The organism is Acinetobacter sp. IRS14, from assembly GCF_034650275.1.
In the GTDB taxonomy this organism is placed as follows: Bacteria; Pseudomonadota; Gammaproteobacteria; order Pseudomonadales; family Moraxellaceae; genus Acinetobacter; species Acinetobacter oleivorans.
The window spans coordinates 1-19576 of record NZ_JAOVFN010000021.1; the positions used below are offsets into that span (position 1 = coordinate 1).

General features: G+C 39.5%; 16 protein-coding genes. 6 read left to right on the plus strand and 10 right to left on the minus strand.

Going from position 1 to position 19576, the window contains the following annotated elements:
* Positions 1-142: 142 nt before the first annotated feature.
* Complete coding sequence (locus ODQ17_RS15590; RefSeq protein ID WP_005300925.1) at positions 143-1093, minus strand: hypothetical protein; 951 nt, start codon at positions 1091-1093, stop codon at positions 143-145.
* Between the two features lie 275 nt (positions 1094-1368).
* Here ODQ17_RS15590 and ODQ17_RS15595 point away from each other — a divergent pair, with 275 nt between their 5' ends.
* Positions 1369-1707: a membrane protein gene (locus ODQ17_RS15595; protein WP_005300922.1), complete on the plus strand. Its 339-nt coding sequence runs from the start codon at positions 1369-1371 to the stop codon at positions 1705-1707.
* Positions 1708-1725: 18 nt separating this feature from the next.
* Here the strand turns inward: ODQ17_RS15595 and ODQ17_RS15600 are convergent, their stop codons facing one another.
* From ODQ17_RS15600 to ODQ17_RS15620, 5 genes are all read right to left on the minus strand, one after another.
* On the minus strand, positions 1726-2676 hold the full coding sequence (locus ODQ17_RS15600; protein WP_322904891.1) for a cation diffusion facilitator family transporter: 951 nt from the start codon (positions 2674-2676) through the stop codon (positions 1726-1728).
* 131 nt (positions 2677-2807) lie between these two features.
* The gene (locus tag ODQ17_RS15605; protein WP_322904893.1) at positions 2808-5966 is read right to left on the minus strand and encodes an efflux RND transporter permease subunit; all 3159 of its coding nucleotides are present in this window, start codon (positions 5964-5966) and stop codon (positions 2808-2810) included.
* Entirely contained in the window at positions 5956-7176 is a 1221-nt protein-coding gene (locus tag ODQ17_RS15610; RefSeq protein ID WP_322904895.1) for an efflux RND transporter periplasmic adaptor subunit, read from the minus strand. The genes ODQ17_RS15605 and ODQ17_RS15610 overlap by 11 nt, the downstream gene beginning before the upstream one ends.
* 2 nt (positions 7177-7178) lie before the next feature.
* Positions 7179-8594 (minus strand): TolC family protein, encoded by a 1416-nt coding sequence (locus tag ODQ17_RS15615; protein ID WP_322904897.1) that lies wholly within the window; start codon positions 8592-8594, stop codon positions 7179-7181.
* A 54-nt stretch (positions 8595-8648) separates the two neighbouring features.
* The gene (locus tag ODQ17_RS15620; RefSeq protein WP_322904899.1) at positions 8649-9047 is read right to left on the minus strand and encodes a cation efflux protein, CzcI-like; all 399 of its coding nucleotides are present in this window, start codon (positions 9045-9047) and stop codon (positions 8649-8651) included.
* A gap of 156 nt (positions 9048-9203) precedes the next feature.
* Between ODQ17_RS15620 and ODQ17_RS15625 the strand changes: the two genes are divergently transcribed.
* Entirely contained in the window at positions 9204-9896 is a 693-nt protein-coding gene (locus ODQ17_RS15625) for a hypothetical protein (protein ID WP_322904901.1), read from the plus strand.
* A gap of 99 nt (positions 9897-9995) precedes the next feature.
* On the opposite strand, the gene ODQ17_RS15630 is transcribed toward ODQ17_RS15625, so the two are convergent.
* Together ODQ17_RS15630 and ettA are read right to left on the minus strand one after the other, a co-directional pair.
* Positions 9996-10589 carry a hypothetical protein gene (locus tag ODQ17_RS15630; RefSeq protein WP_049837461.1) on the minus strand — a complete coding sequence of 198 codons (594 nt, stop codon included), beginning with the start codon at positions 10587-10589 and terminating at the stop codon, positions 9996-9998.
* A 178-nt stretch (positions 10590-10767) separates the two neighbouring features.
* Positions 10768-12429: an energy-dependent translational throttle protein EttA gene (ettA, locus tag ODQ17_RS15635; protein ID WP_107880541.1), complete on the minus strand. Its 1662-nt coding sequence runs from the start codon at positions 12427-12429 to the stop codon at positions 10768-10770.
* 295 nt (positions 12430-12724) lie between these two features.
* Here ettA and ODQ17_RS15640 point away from each other — a divergent pair, with 295 nt between their 5' ends.
* On the plus strand, positions 12725-14002 hold the full coding sequence (locus ODQ17_RS15640; protein WP_322904904.1) for an O-acetylhomoserine aminocarboxypropyltransferase/cysteine synthase family protein: 1278 nt from the start codon (positions 12725-12727) through the stop codon (positions 14000-14002).
* Positions 14003-14124: 122 nt separating this feature from the next.
* On the opposite strand, the gene ODQ17_RS15645 is transcribed toward ODQ17_RS15640, so the two are convergent.
* On the minus strand, positions 14125-15072 hold the full coding sequence (locus tag ODQ17_RS15645; RefSeq protein ID WP_322904906.1) for a GlxA family transcriptional regulator: 948 nt from the start codon (positions 15070-15072) through the stop codon (positions 14125-14127).
* A gap of 270 nt (positions 15073-15342) precedes the next feature.
* Here ODQ17_RS15645 and ODQ17_RS15650 point away from each other — a divergent pair, with 270 nt between their 5' ends.
* From ODQ17_RS15650 to ODQ17_RS15660, 3 genes are all read left to right on the plus strand, one after another.
* A complete protein-coding gene (locus ODQ17_RS15650; protein ID WP_151963835.1) occupies positions 15343-15678 on the plus strand; it encodes a DUF3817 domain-containing protein in 336 nt (111 codons plus the stop codon).
* Positions 15675-16100 (plus strand): CopD family protein, encoded by a 426-nt coding sequence (locus ODQ17_RS15655; protein WP_151766978.1) that lies wholly within the window; start codon positions 15675-15677, stop codon positions 16098-16100. The genes ODQ17_RS15650 and ODQ17_RS15655 overlap by 4 nt, the downstream gene beginning before the upstream one ends.
* 275 nt (positions 16101-16375) lie before the next feature.
* The gene (locus tag ODQ17_RS15660; RefSeq protein WP_322904909.1) at positions 16376-17266 is read left to right on the plus strand and encodes an SDR family NAD(P)-dependent oxidoreductase; all 891 of its coding nucleotides are present in this window, start codon (positions 16376-16378) and stop codon (positions 17264-17266) included.
* Positions 17267-17333: 67 nt separating this feature from the next.
* Here ODQ17_RS15660 and ODQ17_RS15665 read toward each other — a convergent pair whose 3' ends face one another.
* Entirely contained in the window at positions 17334-19520 is a 2187-nt protein-coding gene (locus tag ODQ17_RS15665; protein WP_322904911.1) for a bifunctional SulP family inorganic anion transporter/carbonic anhydrase, read from the minus strand.
* Positions 19521-19576: the final 56 nt, after the last annotated feature.

Sequence of the window (19576 nt, forward strand, 5' to 3'; positions counted from 1 at the left end):
GGACATCGCCCTTTCACGGCGGTAACCGGGGTTCGAATCCCCGTAGGGACGCCAAATTCTAAAAAGCCACTGCATAACGTCAGTGGCTTTTTTCTTGCCTAAAAAAATAAAAAGCCAATCAATGATCAGCTTTTACTATGCTCTATGAGCTTGCAATTCCCACTTGTACTTCGAGGCGACCCGACTGTACCCGTAGTCCTCTAATTTCAAATTGATCTACCAATTGCTGGACCAATTCTCGACTTTCTCTCAAAATATTCAAACCCGGTAAAATACTGAAATCTGTCAGACTCAAAAGCTTTTCAACCATCCAAGATCGGTTATTAATAAAGTCAATAAATCCTGCCTGCTCTAGGTCAATAAACCACATACGGTGGCCATCACGCTGGATACCCGGAATATCACCAATCAAATGATTAATAAGTGATGGAATGGGTAACATATTTACGACTTCAAAACCAACCCGACCAATACGGCGTACAGCCCAGTTTGACAATGTTCCTCCATGACGAATCTGGACATCAAGACTTTCATCCATTTGACGTAGGCGCAAAAACTTTTCCTGCCCAATACGACATTCCAATACTTTAAAATCTAAACTTAAACGGTACATGAAACGATGATAATGCCCATCGATCTCGACTTGGAAACTATCATTGCCGCACTTAATTTTAATATCATCAATTTCAGAGCGATCTATGCGCTTACGGATTTGATTATTTAATAGCATTTCAGGTAAGTACAAAGTTAAGGTACTCTTCCCCAAAAATGTACGCGCCATTATCAATGCGACTTGGCGTGCGGTTTCACTGGTTTCGGACACCATATCTCTTACAGTGCCGGCCGCCAGATTTGTCATTCCAACAACTCCACGTCTGGTATGGGTAGTCACTTGATCGAGCGCGTCTAAAGCCGCGTCAGCAACCTCTGCAATATTACGTGTTGTGTCGCTAGCAAACCCAACTGCATCTTGGGCATGTTGCAATGTCTTATGCAGTAATCGACGAGATAATGACGGTTTTGCGGTATCTGGGGTAGCTAAAACCGATGCTGTCGTTGTAGGCTGCGACTTATTGTCATCTTGTTGACCCAAGTCCCTCTCTCCTTTTTATATTTATTCCACGTCCTATTTATGAGTATTTAAGCTCATTTATAGTGCTAATCACACTTCATTTTTCTGTAGATTAGCATGCTCTACAATATTATTTTAATTTTTATGTGTACGGATAAATCATCAGTTTTTTATATTTCTTTGTTTATTCATAAGTAATTTTTTTGCTAACTCATAGCACTTCATCGATATCTTACAAATTTTTTTCTTTTCCGACATTTCCGTTAGAATAGATTCAAACTAAATGTGGAGTTCTCATGCAATATCGTTGCCCTCAATGTCAAAGTGTTAAAATCATGCCTGTAAGCCAAGGCATGAACAGCGTAAAACCAGCAGTTCCTAAAAGCCTCGCTATCTTAATTCCTGCACTTTTTATGCTTTTACTCTTGGTTGTGATTAGCATTTTTATGTGGATTTTTGGCAATGGTGCAGGTAGCACTCTTCAAATTGCAACAGTAGTTGTTTTTGTTGTGACTGTAGGAGCAGGTTTTATGTTTTGGCGTGATTTGCCGGACTTTAAACTGTCTATGCAAGCATTTATGCAGTCACAAAAACATTGGAAATGCCGTGACTGCAATCACGAATGGGAAATTTAAAAAAGTGTTCACATCAGCTTAATGCTGATGTGAATGTTCTTTATCATCATGCTCGTGTGAAGCATGTTGAGCAATATGCTGACAATTGATCTCTGCATCGTCTTCAATTTGCAAGGTCACTTCGCCAATACCATGTTCATGGGAAAGCATTTCAACAGCATCTTGATAGAGCTTGGTACGATCCGCTTGAGGCGCAAATAAGTGCACCGTTAAATGGATATTTTTAGAAGTAATCGCCCATACTTTAAGTTGGTGAATACTCTCCACACCATTTAAAGAAAGTAGATCTGTACGTAACTTCTCAATATCCACCTCTTCTGGCACGCCTTCGAGCAAAATATTAATACTTTGTTTAAGTAAAACCCATGTTCTTGGTAATACCCAAAAGCCAATCAGTACCGCAATAATCGTATCGACCCAGTACCAGTTGGTGAAGTAAATGATGAGTGCCCCGATAATAACGCCGACTGAGCCTAGAGCATCACTCAATACCTCTAGATAAGCACCTTTAACATTTAGGCTACTATTAGCACTCGACATGAGAATTTTCATTGAGATGAGATTAATCACCAAACCAATGGTCGCCACAATGAGCATTCCCATACTTTGAATTTCAGGTGGCTTAGAGAAGCGGATATAGGCCTCATATAAAATATAAATTGCCACCACAAAAAGCATGAGTGCATTAAATAAAGCAGCCAGAATTTCAAAGCGCTGATAACCGAAAGTGCGTTTATTATCAGCAGGACGTTTGGAAATTTGAATAGCGACCAAAGCAATTGCCAAAGCAGCTGCATCTGTAAACATATGTGCAGCGTCAGAAAGCAATGCCAAACTTTGTGTGATTAAACCTGCAATGACCTCAAGAATTAAAAACGTTGTCGTAAGCGCTAAAGCAATTGTTAACTTCTTAGCATTACCTTCAGTCACTACAGCATGACTATGATCATGACCATGATGTCCACCCATTTTGCGGACTCCTTTTTATTTATCTTTATGGTGAGTTAAAAGTAACGATGAAGACACCATTACCTTTAACTCTTTCAAACACTCTTTTGAATTGACTATGTCATCAAAAAAGATATCTCAAATCGATGACATTATGAATGCTCAACCCTTTTCGTCTTAACTTCATTCATCCATCGATAAATGACCGGTAATAAAACCAGCGTTAATATCGTAGATGAAATAATGCCACCGATTACTACAGTTGCCAAAGGTCGCTGTACTTCTGCACCAGTTCCAGTTGCCAAAGCCATTGGAATAAAGCCAAGAGATGCGACACAAGCCGTCATGAGTACAGGTCTTAAACGTAAGATTGCTCCATTCCATGTTGCAGTTTGAATATCAAATTTTTCTCTAAGCTCTTTAATAAAGCTCAGCATCACCAGACCATTCAAAACGGCGACACCTGATAAGGCAATAAACCCAACACCAGCCGACATGGACAGCGGAATATCTCTTAGCCAAAGGGCAATAAGACCACCTGACAAAGCAAACGGCACGCCGCTAAACACTAACAGGCTTTCTTTAATATTATGGAATACAGCCATGAGTAGAATGAAAATCATAGCAAGCGCCAATGGCACAACAATTTTCATTCGTGCAGCAGCTGAAGCTAGATTTTCAAACTGACCGCCATATTCCAACCAATACCCAGCTGGTAGTTGTTCTTTTGCGAGTGTTGTTCTTAACTCTTGAACAAATGATCCTAAGTCACGGCCTTCTACGTTTGCAGTAATAATGACACGGCGCTTACCATTTTCACGTCCCACCTGATTTAAACCTGAGATACGTTCAACTTTAGCGACATCTTGAAGCTGGATCAGTCCACCATTTGGTAGCTGAATCGGAAGTTGAGCTAAGTTTTGGATGGTACGCTGCTGGTCTTCTAAGCGAATTTCAAAATCAAATCGTCTATCACCTTGTAAAATCTGCCCAACATTTTGTCCACCTACACTTGCCGCCACAATATCTTGAATAGCTTTTGCAGATAATCCATATTGCGCAGCCAGAGGTCGGTTAATTTCAACACTCAGCACCGGTAAACCACTCGTTTGTTCTACCTTAACCGCAGTAGCACCTGAAATTTTTTGTACTTTCTGAGCGAGTGCTTGAGCCTGCTCGTTGAGTACTTGCATATCATCGCCAAAAACCTTGACACCAATATCACTCCGGATCCCTGAAATTAGCTCATTAAAGCGCAGCTCGATCGGTTGAGAGAACTCACTGTTATTACCAGGTAATGGCACTAAAAAAGCTTCCATACGTGAACGCAGCTCAGCTAGCGTCTCTTTAGAGTTTGGCCATTGATCATGCGGTTTAAGTAAAATAACTGCATCAGAGATATTTGGCGGCATCACATCCGTTGCAACCTCAGCCGTTCCTGTCCGTGCAAAAACAGCTTTTACCTCTGGAAAGTTTTTCAAAATGAGTTTTTCAGTATTTTCCTGCATTCGCAGTGATTGCTCGAGCCCAGTACTCGGTGAACGCATTTGCTGCAAGGCAAAATCACCTTCGCTGAGTTGCGGTGCAAATTCACTGCCCATTTGGGTAGCTAACACGCCTGTGAGCACTAAGATACTTAATGCAAAACTAACAACCACTATCTTAAGCTGATAAGCCTGATCGAGGACATCTCGGTATTTCTGCTTTAAAAGCAACATCCAACGCGTTTCTTTTTCTTTCACTTCACCCGTAACAAAAAGAGCAACTGCCGCAGGTACAAATGTCACAGAAAGAATCATGGCACCCAATAATGCCATCACCACAGTCATAGCCATTGGATGGAACATTTTGGCTTCAACACCAGATAAAGCAAAAATAGGTAAATAGACCACTAAAATAATCATTTGCCCAAAAATAAGTGGTCGACGGGCCTGTTTTGCTGCAAGGAATACTTCTTTGAATCGCTCAGCCCGTGTAAGAGGCCGATGTAAAGCATGCTGTGCTTCTGCTAGACGTCGAATACAGTTTTCTACAATAACTACTGCACCATCTACAATAATCCCGAAATCAAGCGCTCCTAAGCTCATGAGGTTGGCACTAATGTTCTGTTCAGCCATACCTGTCAGGGTAAATAACATCGAAAGGGGAATAACGCAGGCTGTGATTAAAGCAGCTCGAAAGTTTCCTAGGAAAATAAACAAAATCACAATAACCAGAATTGCACCTTCAACAAGGTTCTTCTGTACGGTTGTAATTGCTTTGTTTACTAAACTTGTTCGGTCATAAACCGTTTCGATTTCCACACCTTTAGGTAATGTAGGCTGAATTTCCTTAATTTTGCTATCAACCGCCTGAGCAACGGTACGGCTATTTTCTCCCATCATCATCATGGCGATGCCAAGAACCGTTTCCTCACCGTTATAAGTTGCAGCTCCTGTTCTTAAATCATGCCCAATAGAAACATTTGCTACATCGGCCACGCGAATTGGTAACCCATTTTTGGTGCTCACAGTAATGTTTTGAATATCTTCAACACTACTTAGCATGCCGGGCACACGAACGGTGAGTTGCTCTCCATTTTCTTCAATGAAACCTGCACCGCGATTTTCATTATTTTCTTGCAGAGCAATTTGAAATTCATTGATTGAAATCTGAAGCTGCTGCAAACGTTTTAAATCAGGTGAAACAATATAGGTTTTATTGTAGCCACCAATACTGTTAATTTCCGCCACGCCTTTCACGCGCTGCAACTGAGGGCGCACAATCCAGTCCTGAATTTCACGTAAATCCATGGCTGTATAGGCCGTGCCATCTGCTTTCTTAGCACCTGATTTTGCTTTTACCACCCATTGGTAAATTTCACCTAAACCTGTAGAAACAGGAGACATGACTGGATCAACTGATTCGGGCAGTTGCCCGTCCGCCTCTTGTAAACGCTGGTTAATCAGTTGTCTTGCCCAATAAATATCGGTTCCATCTTTAAAAATGATGGTGACTTGGGAAAGCCCATAACGTGAAATAGAGCGAGTTTGTTCCAGATTTGGAATTCCAGCCATCGCATTTTCAATCGGATAGGTAATCCGCTGTTCAACCTCTAAAGCGGTATAACCATTGGCTTGGGTATTAATCTGGACTTGCGTATTAGTAATATCTGGAACTGCATCAATAGGAAGCTTTTGATAACTCCAGATCCCAACTCCAATCCAAGTCAGTACAAATAGCATGACCCAAATGGCATTTTGAATAGCAAACTGAATAACTCTATCAAACAGTCCTTCTGGTTTGGGTAGCTCAGGTTTATTAATGTCCATGCTCCGCCTCTCCCTTTTCCAGTTCGGATTTCAGCAAGAAGCTACCTTCTGCCACATAGCGCTGGCTTGGATTAATACCTTTTACAACTTCGACCCACTGACCATCTTTAGAACGTTGCCCCAACTGCACAGTGACAGGTTCAAACTCAAAGCCTGTTTTCACCATTTTTGGGGTAAAGATAACGTCTTTACCTTCGACTTGTTGAATCGCCTGAGCTTTTACACGGGTCACTTTTTGCGTTGTGCCTGAAGAATTCAGCTCAACATTAACCATTAAGTTTGGACGTAATTCGCTGCTATTTGCCAAGACCTTGGCACGTACCTGTAAACGCCCCGTTTGAGCATCAGCTTCAGTTGTTAAACTTTGAACTTGAGCGTTAAATGCATTCCCAGTTTGTAAAGATTTAAATTCAATCTGCTGATTTGGCTGTAAATTCAAATTTGCGGTGCTTGGTAAAATAAACTCCAGCCACAACTGATCAAGCTGATTAATAATAAAAAGCTGGTCTGCTAGCTGTACGTTTTCACCCACCACAATATCTTTATTACTTACCATCCCAGCAATTGGCGCTGTTAAGGTATAGCGTCCTCCTGAGCCCGAACCCGCCCCGAAAGCACTTAAGCGCGAACGAGCAGCTTTCACTTGAATTTGCGCTTGTTGATAGGCGTTATAAGCTCGTTGATAATCTTGTTTAGCAGAAATCCCTTGAGACCATAAGCTACGTTCACGTTCATAGTCCTGACGTGCTAAATCAAGATTAGACTGTGCAATTTGCAAATTTGCTTGTTGATCGACTAAATCTGGAACCAATAAGCTTGCGAGAGCCTGCCCTTTTTTAACCTGTTGCCCCAATTCAACATATACCGCTTCGACACGACCACTAAAACTTGGTGAGACATGGGCTTGTCGGTCTGTATTCACCACCAGTTTTGCTGGATAAGTTTGAAGTTGAGGAACTTCACCTAATTCAGCTTGTTCAATTTTTAAATTTTGTTCCTGCATTTGCTGAGCAGTGAGTAGCAGTGGTTTTTCACCTTCTTCATGGTGTTCTTCACCCTCTTCTTCAGCATGCCCGTGACCTTCCGATGCTTCAGAAGAATTAGATTTATTTTTTGAATTTAAAACCAGTAAACCAATTAAGATTGCAGTGATTGCAGCAATCACCCCGACCCAAAGCCATTGAGAATTTTTCTTTAAATTTAACGACATTACTATTCTCCTGCCTGAGTTGGGAATGTTTGACTTTGTTGCCAAGCACGTTGATTGAGTTGCATTAAGGCATCTTTCGCCATGATCTGTTCTGGTTCTAACCCAAGACGCAAACTTTGAACTTCAATTGAATTCTGCCAAGCCTGTTTTAATAGCTCGACTTTACGTAAGCGCACGTCTTGCAATTGCAGAGTGGCTTGCTGAACATCGGTAACGGCGAACTTACCCAAACGGAAACCTTGCAATGTTTTTTGCTGAACTTGAATAGCAAGAGGAACTTGCTGATCATTCAGTTGTTTAAACTGGATACGTAAACCTTTTAACTCTGATATTAGGGTTTCAATATCAACCTGATTTTGCTGTCGATAAAAGCTTTGCTGACGTTGAGATAGCTCTTGTTTGGCCTGAGCAATCTTGATTCCGTATTGCTGGCGATTAAAAAGATTTAAAGGAATTTCTACACCTAAACGAATTTGGTTATCTGTACTCTGTTCTGGAGAACGAGTGTTATTAACACCCAAAGTTACAGTTGGTTGCGGTCTTGCTTTTGCTTTAAGCTGTTGAATATTGGCTTGCTGAGCAAGAGCATCTAGCTGGAAAGAACGCTCTAATAAATTATTTTGCGCATCTTGGCTTGGTTCTAGATTCGCTGCCAATGCCCATAACTGATTTGGACTTTGGAATAGCTGAAACTGACTTGAACCACCTCCCCATAAGTTCACCAATTGTTGTTTCGCAACTTGAAGTTTTAAATCAACTTGTTGATATAAACGCTGATTTTCCAAGTGAGACATCCGCACTCGATCTACATCAACTTGCGCAATACTTCCTGCTTGATAACGCTTTTCCGATGCCAACAAATTTTCTTGGCTGACTTCTAGCTGCTCTGCAATAAGAGACTTTTCAAGCTCAAGCAAAGCCACTTGTGACCAGAAATATTTAACGATTAATCCAAGTTCAGCTTGATAACGCTGCTCGGCCAAATCAATTTTTGATATTTCCACTTTTGCTAAGTTTTGTGCAGCCTTACGTTGTCCAAAAATATCTAAAGGCTGAGAAATACCAATCGCAAGTTCTTTTTCTTGATCACTTTGGAAGCCAGTTTGTTCAATAGAAAGACTTGGGTTGGCCCATAAACGACTTTGCTTTAAATTGGCCTCAGCCATTTGCTGCTGTGCTTGCCAAACACCTTGCTGACTTTGATATTTTTGTACCTGCTCTAAGGCTTGGTCAAAAGTAAAGGCTGCTTTTTGAATATAAAGTTCTTGTTGAATCTCAGACTGAGCCATCGTTACTTGTCCAGCCAATAGCATGGCAACAGATAGGCTTGAGATTGTTAAAACCTTTTTTAACGTTATTTTAACGTTACTCTCTAAGTGAGAAGTAGAACCCACTCGAGTTGAAAAAATAGAAGACATGTTTTTGCCCCGCAATAAATAAGAGATGCGGTGGGCTTGTTTTGGCTACCCCACCTATAGCGGGGTTAAAACAGGAGGAGGTTTTAAAGCAGTAAGATGGGGCGACTGGTAAGAATTAGACCAGTGATAAATTTGTGAGAGTTCCTGCACATGCACTACAGGTGCTTCAGCTTGCTTTGCAACTTCAGTCATCACCACATGAAAACATGAAGGCAAATGATCATGATGATCTTGCAAATTTAAAGGCGCTTTATGAGAAATATTTCCAGCATCTTTCTGTTTAGTATGAGCTTGATGTGAAGGTTGATATACATCTAAAGCTGCGTGATGCCCGAAATGATGCAATGCTTTTTCCTGATTTTCATGCGCACAAAATGCAGCTGCTACATTCCATAAACTCTGGAATATAAGCAAACTAAACAAGATGGACATAAAAATTGCGGAACGTGGCAAAAGCACACCATTAAACTAAAAAGTTGAACAAAGGCACTATAACAGGCTCTAGGCATGTAATAAAATTACAAAACCTCGATTCATAAATCTCCATTTTTAATTTAGAACTTATCTCACCTTATACGAGACAAAAATAATTTCTTTTGAGTAATCATTATGTACAAGCTTTTTTCTGCATCTATATTAACAATTTGTCTGGGCTTAACGGGCTGCGCGACCAATATGTTGTCCACCGCTTTACCAAATGAAACAACTGAAATTAAAACAACCGTTTTAAAAACCGATCAAATTATTGCATTAGGCCAAGCAGTTAAAAATGAGCAAGAACAAGGCCTTGTGTTTATTGGTCAAGATTATAATTATTTGATGACCGAAGGGAGTTCTAAATTTCTGAATATTATTAAAAATATTCCAGCAGAACAGAGAACTTTGAATATTTCATCACCTCTTGTCCTTGAAATGGATGATCCCACCCATTTTCACGGAGAACTTCAATTTCAATATAAAACACCTCTATCAGTACTTTCTGATCAACAAAAAGAAAATTTAAAAAACTTGGGATTTAAAAATCATTTTGTCGTGATGGAAAATCAAAAAGAAGTTTTATATCCGTACGCCTTTCTTCCTTTTAAAGGACAAATTTATAAAGCTCCAAGCACACACAAAATTCAACAAGCCATGCCTACTCCCTACTCAGTCGCTTTACAGCAAAAAGATGAGATAACCAAGAAACACCCATTTAAACGTGCAACACGTATGGCGTTATACCCTTTAGCAATGACCTTTGACGTGATTACGGTAGCTCCATCATTAATATGGTCAGATTTACATGGTGACTTTAATAAATAAGATCTTTCACTCTTAAAATAAAAAACCAGCCCTTAGGCTGGTTTTAAAAATTAACTGGCAATATGTCACACAAATAGCTTGTGTACTTGAACTAGATGTTTATTGCTGTTTTTGTAAGTCAGAAGAAAAACGAATCACAACATCATCAACAACTTTATTAAATGCTTCATTAATCGACATTGGTTGTACATTTTCAATAGGCGCTTTTTTGTTTCCTACTGTTGTTAGAATCATATGCGGGTAACGCTCAGATACTTCTTTACCTTGAGCATCAACATAATTAAATTTAAACTCATATTTATCAGCAATCGCATTACCGACAGCACCAAAAGTCAAACCCGTTAGAACCCCTTTGCCCGCAGCCTCACCTAAATCAGCCACATTATTCGCGGTTAAATGTAATTTTGCTTGCTTCTCGCCATTCGCTTGGGCTGTTGGAGAAAATACGCCTGTTGCTCTTAGACTACGCTCAACTGCTGATTGCAGTTCTTTACCGGCTTTTGGAACAACTGCTCCATTTCGCTGAAATTCAGTAGTTAAAACCACTGGAATAGGTTGAGCTGGTTTTTTAATATCCGAATAGGAAAGAGACTTATAAGCAGGATCAACATAAGATTTTACTGAAAGACATCCAGTAAGTTGTGTAGCAACAGCTACCCCTAAAGCAATAGTATAAAGTTTGAATTTTTTCATGATTTTCCAGAAAGGTTTATTTACCTTTTAATAAATTAAGCCGTAATATTAATCTTAATAAATCAAAAATATAAGTATAAATTCAATCACTTTATGGAATTTTAATTTTTTATTTCTTAAGATTTTTGATAAAAAACAAAAAACCAGCCCTTAGGCTGGTTTTCTCAATTAGCAGAGATTAACCGCTAATTTTTTTGTATTTCGTACGTTTTTGAACAGCGTCATCACCTAAACGTGACTGACGATATGCTTCATATTCTGCATAGTTACCTGCGTAGAATTCTGGCTGTTCATTTTCAAATGACAAGATATGTGTCGCAATACGGTCAAGGAACCAACGGTCATGCGATACCACCATTACCGTACCTGGGAATACAAGAATTGCATCCTCAAGCGCACGTAAAGTTTCAATATCCAAGTCGTTTGATGGCTCATCCAGTAAGATAACGTTTGCACCTAACTGTAAGATCTTCGCAAGTTGTAAACGGTTACGCTCACCACCAGACAATTCACCTACACGTTTTTGCTGATCTTGACCTTTAAAGTTAAAACGGCCGATATAAGCACGTGATGCGATTTCGTAATCACCGATTTTTAAGATATCTAAACCGCCAGAAACTTCTTCCCAAACAGTTTTATTATTATCTAGAGTGTCACGAATCTGACCAACATAAGCCACTTTAACTGACTCACCTAAGGTCACAGTACCTGTATCAGGTTGCTGTTCGCCAGTCATCATACGGAATAAAGTCGTTTTACCCGCACCGTTTGGACCAACAATACCAACAATCGCTGTTGGAGGTACGGTAAACGTTAAGTTTTCGTACAACACGCGGCCGTCAAATGATTTACTGATACCTTCCACTTCCACAACTTTGTTACCCAAACGTGGGCCAGGTGGAATATAGATTTCAGATGTTTCATTACGTTGTTGGAATTCTTTAGAGTTAAGCTCTTCAAAACGTTCCATACGCGCTTTGTTTTTCTTTTGCTGACCTTTCGCATTTGAACGAACCCATTCAAGTTCTTTTTTCAATGCTTTAGCAAAAGATTCTTCTTGTTTATTTTCCTGCTCTAAACGCGCATTCTTTTGTTCTAACCAAGAAGAATAGTTTCCTTGATAAGGAATACCCATACCACGGTCAAGTTCAAGAATCCACTCAGCCACGTTATCCAAGAAATAACGGTCATGCGTAATCGCAACGATAGTGCCCGGGAAATCTTTCAAGAAACGTTCTAACCAAGTTACAGATTCTGCATCTAAATGGTTCGTCGGTTCGTCCAGAAGTAACATATCTGGTTTCGAAAGCAATAAACGGCACAGTGCAACACGACGACGCTCACCACCAGAAAGTAATGTTACGTCTGCATCCCAAGCTGGAAGATTCAAAGCATCCGCAGCAATTTCAAGCTGGTTGTTTAGGTTGTGCGCATCCCAAGCATGGATAATTGATTCTAATTTTTCCTGCTCTTTTGCAAGTGCATCAAAATCTGCATCTGGGTCTGCATATTCTGCAAAAACCTGATCAAGACGCTCTAATGCATCTAAAGCTTCACGCACGCCATCTTCAACGTTACCACGAACGTCTTTTGTCGGATCTAGCGGTGGTTCTTGCTCTAAATAGCCGATTTTAATTCCAGGTTGTGCACGAGCTTCACCAGAGAAATCTTTATCTACGCCAGCCATAATACGAAGCAGGGTAGATTTACCTGCACCGTTCAAACCGAGTACACCAATTTTGGCACCCGGGAAAAATGATAAAGAGATGTCTTTTAAGATTTCGCGCTTTGGCGGAACCATTTTAGACACTCGGTTCATCGTATAAATATATTGGGCCACGCAGGACTCCTCAATTGAAAAACCAATACATCGCATAAGCGATAAATAATCGCGCGTATTATACGCTGAAAACCTCATTGACTTGAAGTTATGATTTCCATCGTACGGATTTATCAAACAATTTTCTTTTTCAATAAGTTGCAAAATGTTTATGTATAAGATTTATACAGCGTTTCAGCGTATATTTTGCTATCTTTATTCCTAAAATTAGAAAACAAACCAGAATTTCTGCAATTTTCAATATGAATTTTAGGCTAGACTCGCTCAATATTTAACTCACGAAGATGAAGTAATCATGACTTATAAAGATGAAACCTTAGCAATCCATGCTGGTTATTCACCAGAAGCAACCACAAAAGCTGTCGCGGTTCCTATTTATCAAACCACTTCTTATGCATTTGATAACACACAACACGGTGCCGATCTTTTTGATTTAAAAGTTCAGGGTAATATTTATACCCGTATTATGAACCCGACCACTGCTGTACTTGAGCAACGTCTTGCTGCACTCGAAGGCGGGATTGGTGCTTTAGCTCTAGCTTCTGGAATGGCAGCAATTACTTACTCAATTCAGACGATTACCGAAGCTGGAGACAATATTGCTTCTGTCTCAACCTTATATGGCGGAACGTATAATCTATTTGCCCATACCTTACCAAAACAAGGCATTGAAGTTCGCTTTTTTGATTATCAAAAACCTGAAAGCTTACGTGACTTAATTGATGATAAAACTAAACTTGTTTTTGTTGAGTCGATTGGTAACCCACTTGGAAATATCATCGATTTAGAAGAAATTTCAAAAATCGCACATGAATATGGTGTACCCGTCATTGTCGATAACACCGTTGCCACCCCTGCTTTATTAAAACCTTTTGAATATGGTGCCGATATCGTCATTCATTCGCTTACTAAATATATCGGTGGTCATGGTAATAGCATTGGTGGAGCAATTGTAGATAGCGGCAAATTTCCTTGGGATAAATATCCAGAACGTTTTAAAGTTTTGAACACGCCTGATCCAAGTTATCACGGGGTTAATTATGTCGAAGCTTTAGGTGAAGCAGCCTATATTGCACGAGCTCGTGTAGTACCATTACGCAATACAGGCGCGGCAATTAGCCCATTGAGTGTTTTCTTGATTTTACAAGGTCTCGAAACTCTAAACCTCCGCATCGAGCGTCATACTGAAAATGCTCAAAAAATTGCGGAATATTTACAGACTCATCCAAAAGTAAAATGGGTTAACTACGCAGGTTTAAAAGATCATCCACAGCATCAGCTTGCTCAAAAATATGTAAAAGGCAAACCTTCTGCAATTTTATCTTTCGGCGTACAAGATGGTCTCGAAGGCGGCACTCGATTCATCGATGCTCTTCAATTATTTACTCGTCTCGTAAATATTGGCGATGCAAAAAGTTTGGCGTGTCATCCTGCAACGACGACTCATCGCCAGCTCAATGAACAAGAACTTAAATCTGCTGGTGTAAGCGAAGATATGGTACGTCTTTCAATTGGAATTGAGCATATTGATGACTTAATTGCCGATTTAGACCAAGCACTTTCAGCTGTATAACTTTTAAACTATTCAACAAGCCTCTGGAAATAGAGGCTTTGTTATTTGTCTTTATTCAAATTCAGATGAAGTCTGCTCTCATCTACAATAATAATTTGATCCATTTGCACAACACAGATAATTCAAAGCAAAGAATGAGAAATAAATCTAGCCCGATAGGTGCTAGGACTAAGCCCTACACAATTTCTAAACCGAGTCCGGAAAGTGACAGGAGAATTAAAACCACAGCTTAAAGAAATATCTTCAATGGATTGTGAGGATGTCTCCAGTAACTCTTGAGCCCGTTGTATACGCATGGTAAGCAGCCACTGTAATGGTGTAGTTCCAATTTGATCGCGGAAACGTCGTGCGAAGGTTCTTGGGCTCATATTTGCTTTATAAGCAAGTAATTTAATATCAATTTCTTCATTCAAATGTGACCTCACCCACTCCAGTACCGGAGCCAAACTATCACGAGTCTCTGGTAATTCATGTTGAATAAACTGTGCTTGCCCTCCCTCACGATTTAAGGGGGCTACGGCAAGCTTTGCAGCATGAGCAGCCACTGTTTGACCATAATCCCGACGCACAAGATGCAAACACATATCCAGTCCAGATGAGGCTCCGGCTGAAGTTATAAGACGTCCTTCATCAATGAACAGTACATTTGGGTCGACCTTGATCTTGGGGTATCGAAGAGCCAACTCCTCTGCAAGAACCCAATGGGTTGTAGCTCGATATCCATCAAGAAGTCCCGTTTCTGCTAGAACAAATGCCCCGGAACAAATTGAAGCAATTCTTGCCCCTTTTTTCCACGCTTTGAGAATGGCTGTCCGTACCTTGGGATTAAGAGTCTTTTTAGGATCTTTAATACCGGGAATAATAATAGTATCTGCATCAATAAGATGATTAAGCCCAAAATGTGCTTGAAGTGTAAATGCCCCTGTATTTACATGCTCTGCTTCACCACAAACTTTTACACAGTACCCCGCCGCACCATTTAATAAACGTACGAAGCCAAAGGCCTCACATGGAATACCCAAGTCAAATGGGATGAAATCATGCAAAGCAAGAATAGCTATCGTATGCATGGATAAAGGCTCTATTAATAAACTTTTCTTATTTTGGCAGATATCAAATTGGCAGTAAATGAACGATTATTGTCATTCCTGCCACTCATAACAATAGGTTAATACTGACAGAATTACCCGTAGTAATTTTTATGTCAAAACTATGAATGGAAAAACTATTCCCTCAGCTCAGCTTGTCTATTTTCAAAATATAGAATGAATAGTTATCTCCCCCCATTCTTAGTATCGATAAATTAAATCTTCAAATGGGCTAAATACGGATCAATAAATATGGCTAATCCGAAAGCACACAATATTACTCAATTTCAAAAATTGAAATTTTTTTCATTATTAGAGACAGTTTCTCTACTGCTATTGGTTGTTGTTGCAGTACCTTTAAAATATTTTAATGGATGGGATACAGGTGTTCATTTTATGGGGCCTATCCACGGGCTTACTTTTTTTACTTATATCTGGTTCGCAGTACAAACCATAGCTGATAGTAAATGGACACCATTAGAAATATTAAGATTAGTAGTGATTACGCTCATCCCGTTCGGTGTTTACTTTAATTTATCATTTATAAAAAATAAAATAGCTAAGTTAGATGAAGCTCAATCATCATGATAGAGCTTTTTACAACCTTAAGCCCATGGCTAAAAGCTATACATATAGTCTCAATGACCATTTTCATAAGTGGCGTTCTTACTGCTTCGATGTCACTTAAAATAGAGTTTGATATTAACGAGAATATACGTATTCCTATCTGGGCTGAGCGTGAGTACCGATGGGATCAAATTATGACGACCCCAGCTCTCTTCATTACTTTTGCGTCTGGTTTAATATTAGCAATTAACGGCCAATGGTTTAGCTCTAAATGGCTTCCTGCAAAAATTGTATTTGTACTTATTTTGGCAGCTATCCATGGCTTTCAAGCTAAACTTTTACGACAAATCGCAAATGGTATAAATGTTAGAAAAAAACAGGCAACACTGATTATCTTTATCTGTACTATTTCAATTATCGTTCTTGCCATTATTAAGCCATAACCTTACTGTTTATTCTTTAGCCAATAAAAATGTATTAAACAATTATCATATTATTCAGAAGATTAGGATAAAGAAGGAAATATTCCAACTTCCACTTTAGAGTTTTTACTCTAAATAAATTGTTAAATTTCATATATTTACAGACTAGACAATTTTTAAACATCTATTAAGATAATAGCCATATTTATGAGTTCATTTGGATGAACCTACGGTTGTAAAAAATAAAAATTACATACCGGAATAAATAGTCCCTGCCCCTACTTAGGTAAAATGCTGTGAATAAAAAATTAGAAGCTCTGTTCCAGGAAAAGGTACAAGATAAAGTCATTTTAGTGACAGGCGCCTCGAGTGGAATCGGATTAACGGTTTCAAATAAGCTTGCTGATGCTGGTGCCCATGTTTTACTGGTTGCCCGTACTCAAGAAACTTTGGAAGAAGTGAAAGCAGATATTGAAAGTCGTGGCGGTAAGGCATCAATTTTCCCGTGTGATCTCAATGATATGGACATGATTGATCAAGTGTCTAAAGAAATTTTAGCGACCGTTGATCACATTGATATTTTAATTAATAACGCAGGCCGCTCTATTCGCCGTGCCGTACATGAGTCTTATGATCGTTTTCATGACTTTGAACGTACCATGCAATTAAATTATTTTGGCGCAGTACGCCTAGTTCTTAATATTTTGCCGCATATGATTCAGCGTAAAGACGGGCAAATCATTAATATTAGCTCGATTGGTGTATTAGCAAATGCGACTCGCTTTTCTGCTTACGTTGCATCTAAAGCAGCGCTTGATGCATTTAGCCGCTGTCTATCGGCTGAAGTTCATGCGCATAAAATTGCGATTACTTCAATTTATATGCCATTGGTTCGTACCCCAATGATTGCACCGACTAAAATTTATAAATATGTACCAACACTTTCACCTGAGCAGGCTGCTGACTTAATTGCTTATGCAATTGTGAAACGTCCAAAACGTATGGCAACTAACTTAGGCCGCTTAGCTTCAATGACATATTCGGTTGCACCGGGCATCAACAATATGTTTATGTCGATTGGTTTCCGTTTATTCCCAAGTTCAGATGCAGCAAAAGGTGAAAAAACCGAGAAATTAAACTGGGCACAAAAAGCATATGCACGAATCTTCCCAGGCGAACACTGGTAATTTTGAGTTGATGTCATAGTGAAAAAAAGCGCCTTAAATAAGGCGCTTTTTTTAATTAAAGAGCTTATTAGTCAAGAAACTGAACGTGCCCTGTTTTTACATCGTAAATTGCACCCACAACTACAATGTCACCTCGCTCAACCATATCTTTAAGCACACTACTGTTATTAATAATGTATTGGATGTTGTAGTGAACATTCATTGCGGTCACTTGGCTAATAAAAGCATTACCTAATTCACGTGGCTGCATAATGTCATATACGCTATCAACCGAATGCATTAATGGCCCAAGCACATATTGAATGTGTGGCATTTCCTTCACATCGGACACTTGCTTTTGTTCTAGACGTAATTGACATGCACTCGTCACAGCACCACAATCTGTATGTCCTAAAACCACAATCACTTTAGAGCCTTTAGCCTGACAAGCAAATTCAAGAGAACCCAGTACTTTTTGCCCAGCAATATTACCTGCAATTCGTAAGCTAAACAGATCACCAATACCCACATCAAAAATCATTTCGGTAGGTGCACGTGAATCCATACAACCAAGCACTGCTGCGATCGGATGCTGCCCTTCATCTGCAGTAACACGAATTTGTCGATAAATATCTCGTTGTAAACGTTCATTTTTTACAAAACGTTCGTTCCCTTCTTTAAGTAAGTTGACGACCTGTTGAGGACTCAGCTTTTGTTGCAAGTCATGTGTACTAATATCAATATCAAGTACCGCATCATCAACGTCTTGATAGTGCTGTTTAAACCCGACCAGTTTAAGATTTACTTGGCGTTTAATGGCCGTTTCACTTTGATAATCTTGAATAACTTGATAGATATCAGGATCGATCGAATCACATTGAGTCGCATCAATAATGAGTTGCTGATGTTTATGCACATGTTCTAATGCTGAAATAAGCGCAGAACGATTAAGAAAGGTCACTTGTGATGGAAGTTCAATACGAGTCACTACACCATGCAAGCGCTTCTCTCTATAAACACGAATACCTTTATTAAAGTTACCATAGAGAATAAAAGCACTACTGGTGAACAGACCAATTAAAATTCCCATTAAAAGATCGGTCAGTAAAATTGCAACCAAGGTAATAATAAAAGGTAAAAACTGTTTCCAACCTTTTTGATAAAGCTGTTTAAACAGTTTTGGATGGGTAAGCTTAAAGCCTGTCACGATTAAGATCGCAGCCAATGCAGACAGAGGAATCATGTTCATTAATGGCACGAAGAACAAAACCGCTAGCAGCAACAATACGCCATGAATAATGGTAGAGCATTTGCTACGCGCGCCTGTATTTGCATTTACCGAACTACGTACAATCACTGAAGTCACAGGCATTCCACCAATTAAGCCAGAAATGATGTTACCTGTACCTTGTGCCCAGAGTTCGCGGTTAGGAGGAGAAGAGCGTTTTTGAGGATCGATTTTATCTGCGGCTTCCAGATTCAATAATGTTTCTAAAGATGCCACGACAGCCAGAGTAATTGCTCCTGTGTAAATCATAGGCTCAGCTAAATAGCTAAAATTAGGAAAAATTAATACATCTTCAGGTGCTTGTAAGATATTAGGTAGTTGAATGAGATTATCAATTTGCACTGCCCATGCAGAGCCAATACTCACTAAAACAAAATTTAAAACTGCTGCAAGCACAACCGCAATCAATGCCGAAGGTAAAGCTAATTTTTTGAGTGGGCTACTATCCCACGCTAAAATTAAGAATAAACTGAGCAAACCAATAAGTGCAGCTCCGCCATCAAAACGCTGTAGAAATGCATCTGGGGTTGATGTCCAAACCTGTTTCAATGAAAAATCAGAAAGTCCAAAAAGATAAGGCAATTGTGTCGCAATCAGAATGACACCAATAGCAGCTAATAACCCTAAAATGACATTATTTGGAATAAAGTTGGCAAAAAAACCTAACTTGAATAATCCAAATAGAATTTGCAGGACACCAGCAAAAATAATACATAATAAAAAGGCGGCATAATTGCCGCCTAGTTGTTCTAACTGTACAAGAATGACGGCAGTCAGCCCTGCCGCTGGGCCTGCAACGCTAATGTGGGAACCACTTAGCAAACCTACGATAATGCCGCCCACAATACCTGCAATAATACCTGAGATGATGGGAGCACCTGAGGCTAAAGCGATACCCAAGCACAGCGGTAATGCCACAAGGAATACGACGACTCCAGATAAGAGGTCTTTTAAATGAAATCTATTTTTCAGGTTTAAAACCGACATAAAACAACCATTTATAATAAAAAGAAATAAGCAAAGTTGTACTATTACAGCCTGAA

Coding starts and splice junctions, on each gene's coding strand:
- ODQ17_RS15665 (WP_322904911.1), bottom strand. CDS start 19,520: ATGTCGGTTTTAAACCTGAAAAATAGATTTCATTTAAAAGACCTCTTA.
- ODQ17_RS15615 (WP_322904897.1), bottom strand. CDS start 8,594: ATGTCTTCTATTTTTTCAACTCGAGTGGGTTCTACTTCTCACTTAGAG.
- ODQ17_RS15645 (WP_322904906.1), bottom strand. CDS start 15,072: ATGCATACGATAGCTATTCTTGCTTTGCATGATTTCATCCCATTTGAC.
- ODQ17_RS15630 (WP_049837461.1), bottom strand. CDS start 10,589: ATGAAAAAATTCAAACTTTATACTATTGCTTTAGGGGTAGCTGTTGCT.
- ODQ17_RS15600 (WP_322904891.1), bottom strand. CDS start 2,676: ATGGGTGGACATCATGGTCATGATCATAGTCATGCTGTAGTGACTGAA.
- ODQ17_RS15650 (WP_151963835.1), top strand. CDS start 15,343: ATGGCTAATCCGAAAGCACACAATATTACTCAATTTCAAAAATTGAAA.
- ODQ17_RS15640 (WP_322904904.1), top strand. CDS start 12,725: ATGACTTATAAAGATGAAACCTTAGCAATCCATGCTGGTTATTCACCA.
- ODQ17_RS15610 (WP_322904895.1), bottom strand. CDS start 7,176: ATGTCGTTAAATTTAAAGAAAAATTCTCAATGGCTTTGGGTCGGGGTG.
- ODQ17_RS15595 (WP_005300922.1), top strand. CDS start 1,369: ATGCAATATCGTTGCCCTCAATGTCAAAGTGTTAAAATCATGCCTGTA.
- ODQ17_RS15605 (WP_322904893.1), bottom strand. CDS start 5,966: ATGGACATTAATAAACCTGAGCTACCCAAACCAGAAGGACTGTTTGAT.
- ODQ17_RS15625 (WP_322904901.1), top strand. CDS start 9,204: ATGTACAAGCTTTTTTCTGCATCTATATTAACAATTTGTCTGGGCTTA.
- ODQ17_RS15655 (WP_151766978.1), top strand. CDS start 15,675: ATGATAGAGCTTTTTACAACCTTAAGCCCATGGCTAAAAGCTATACAT.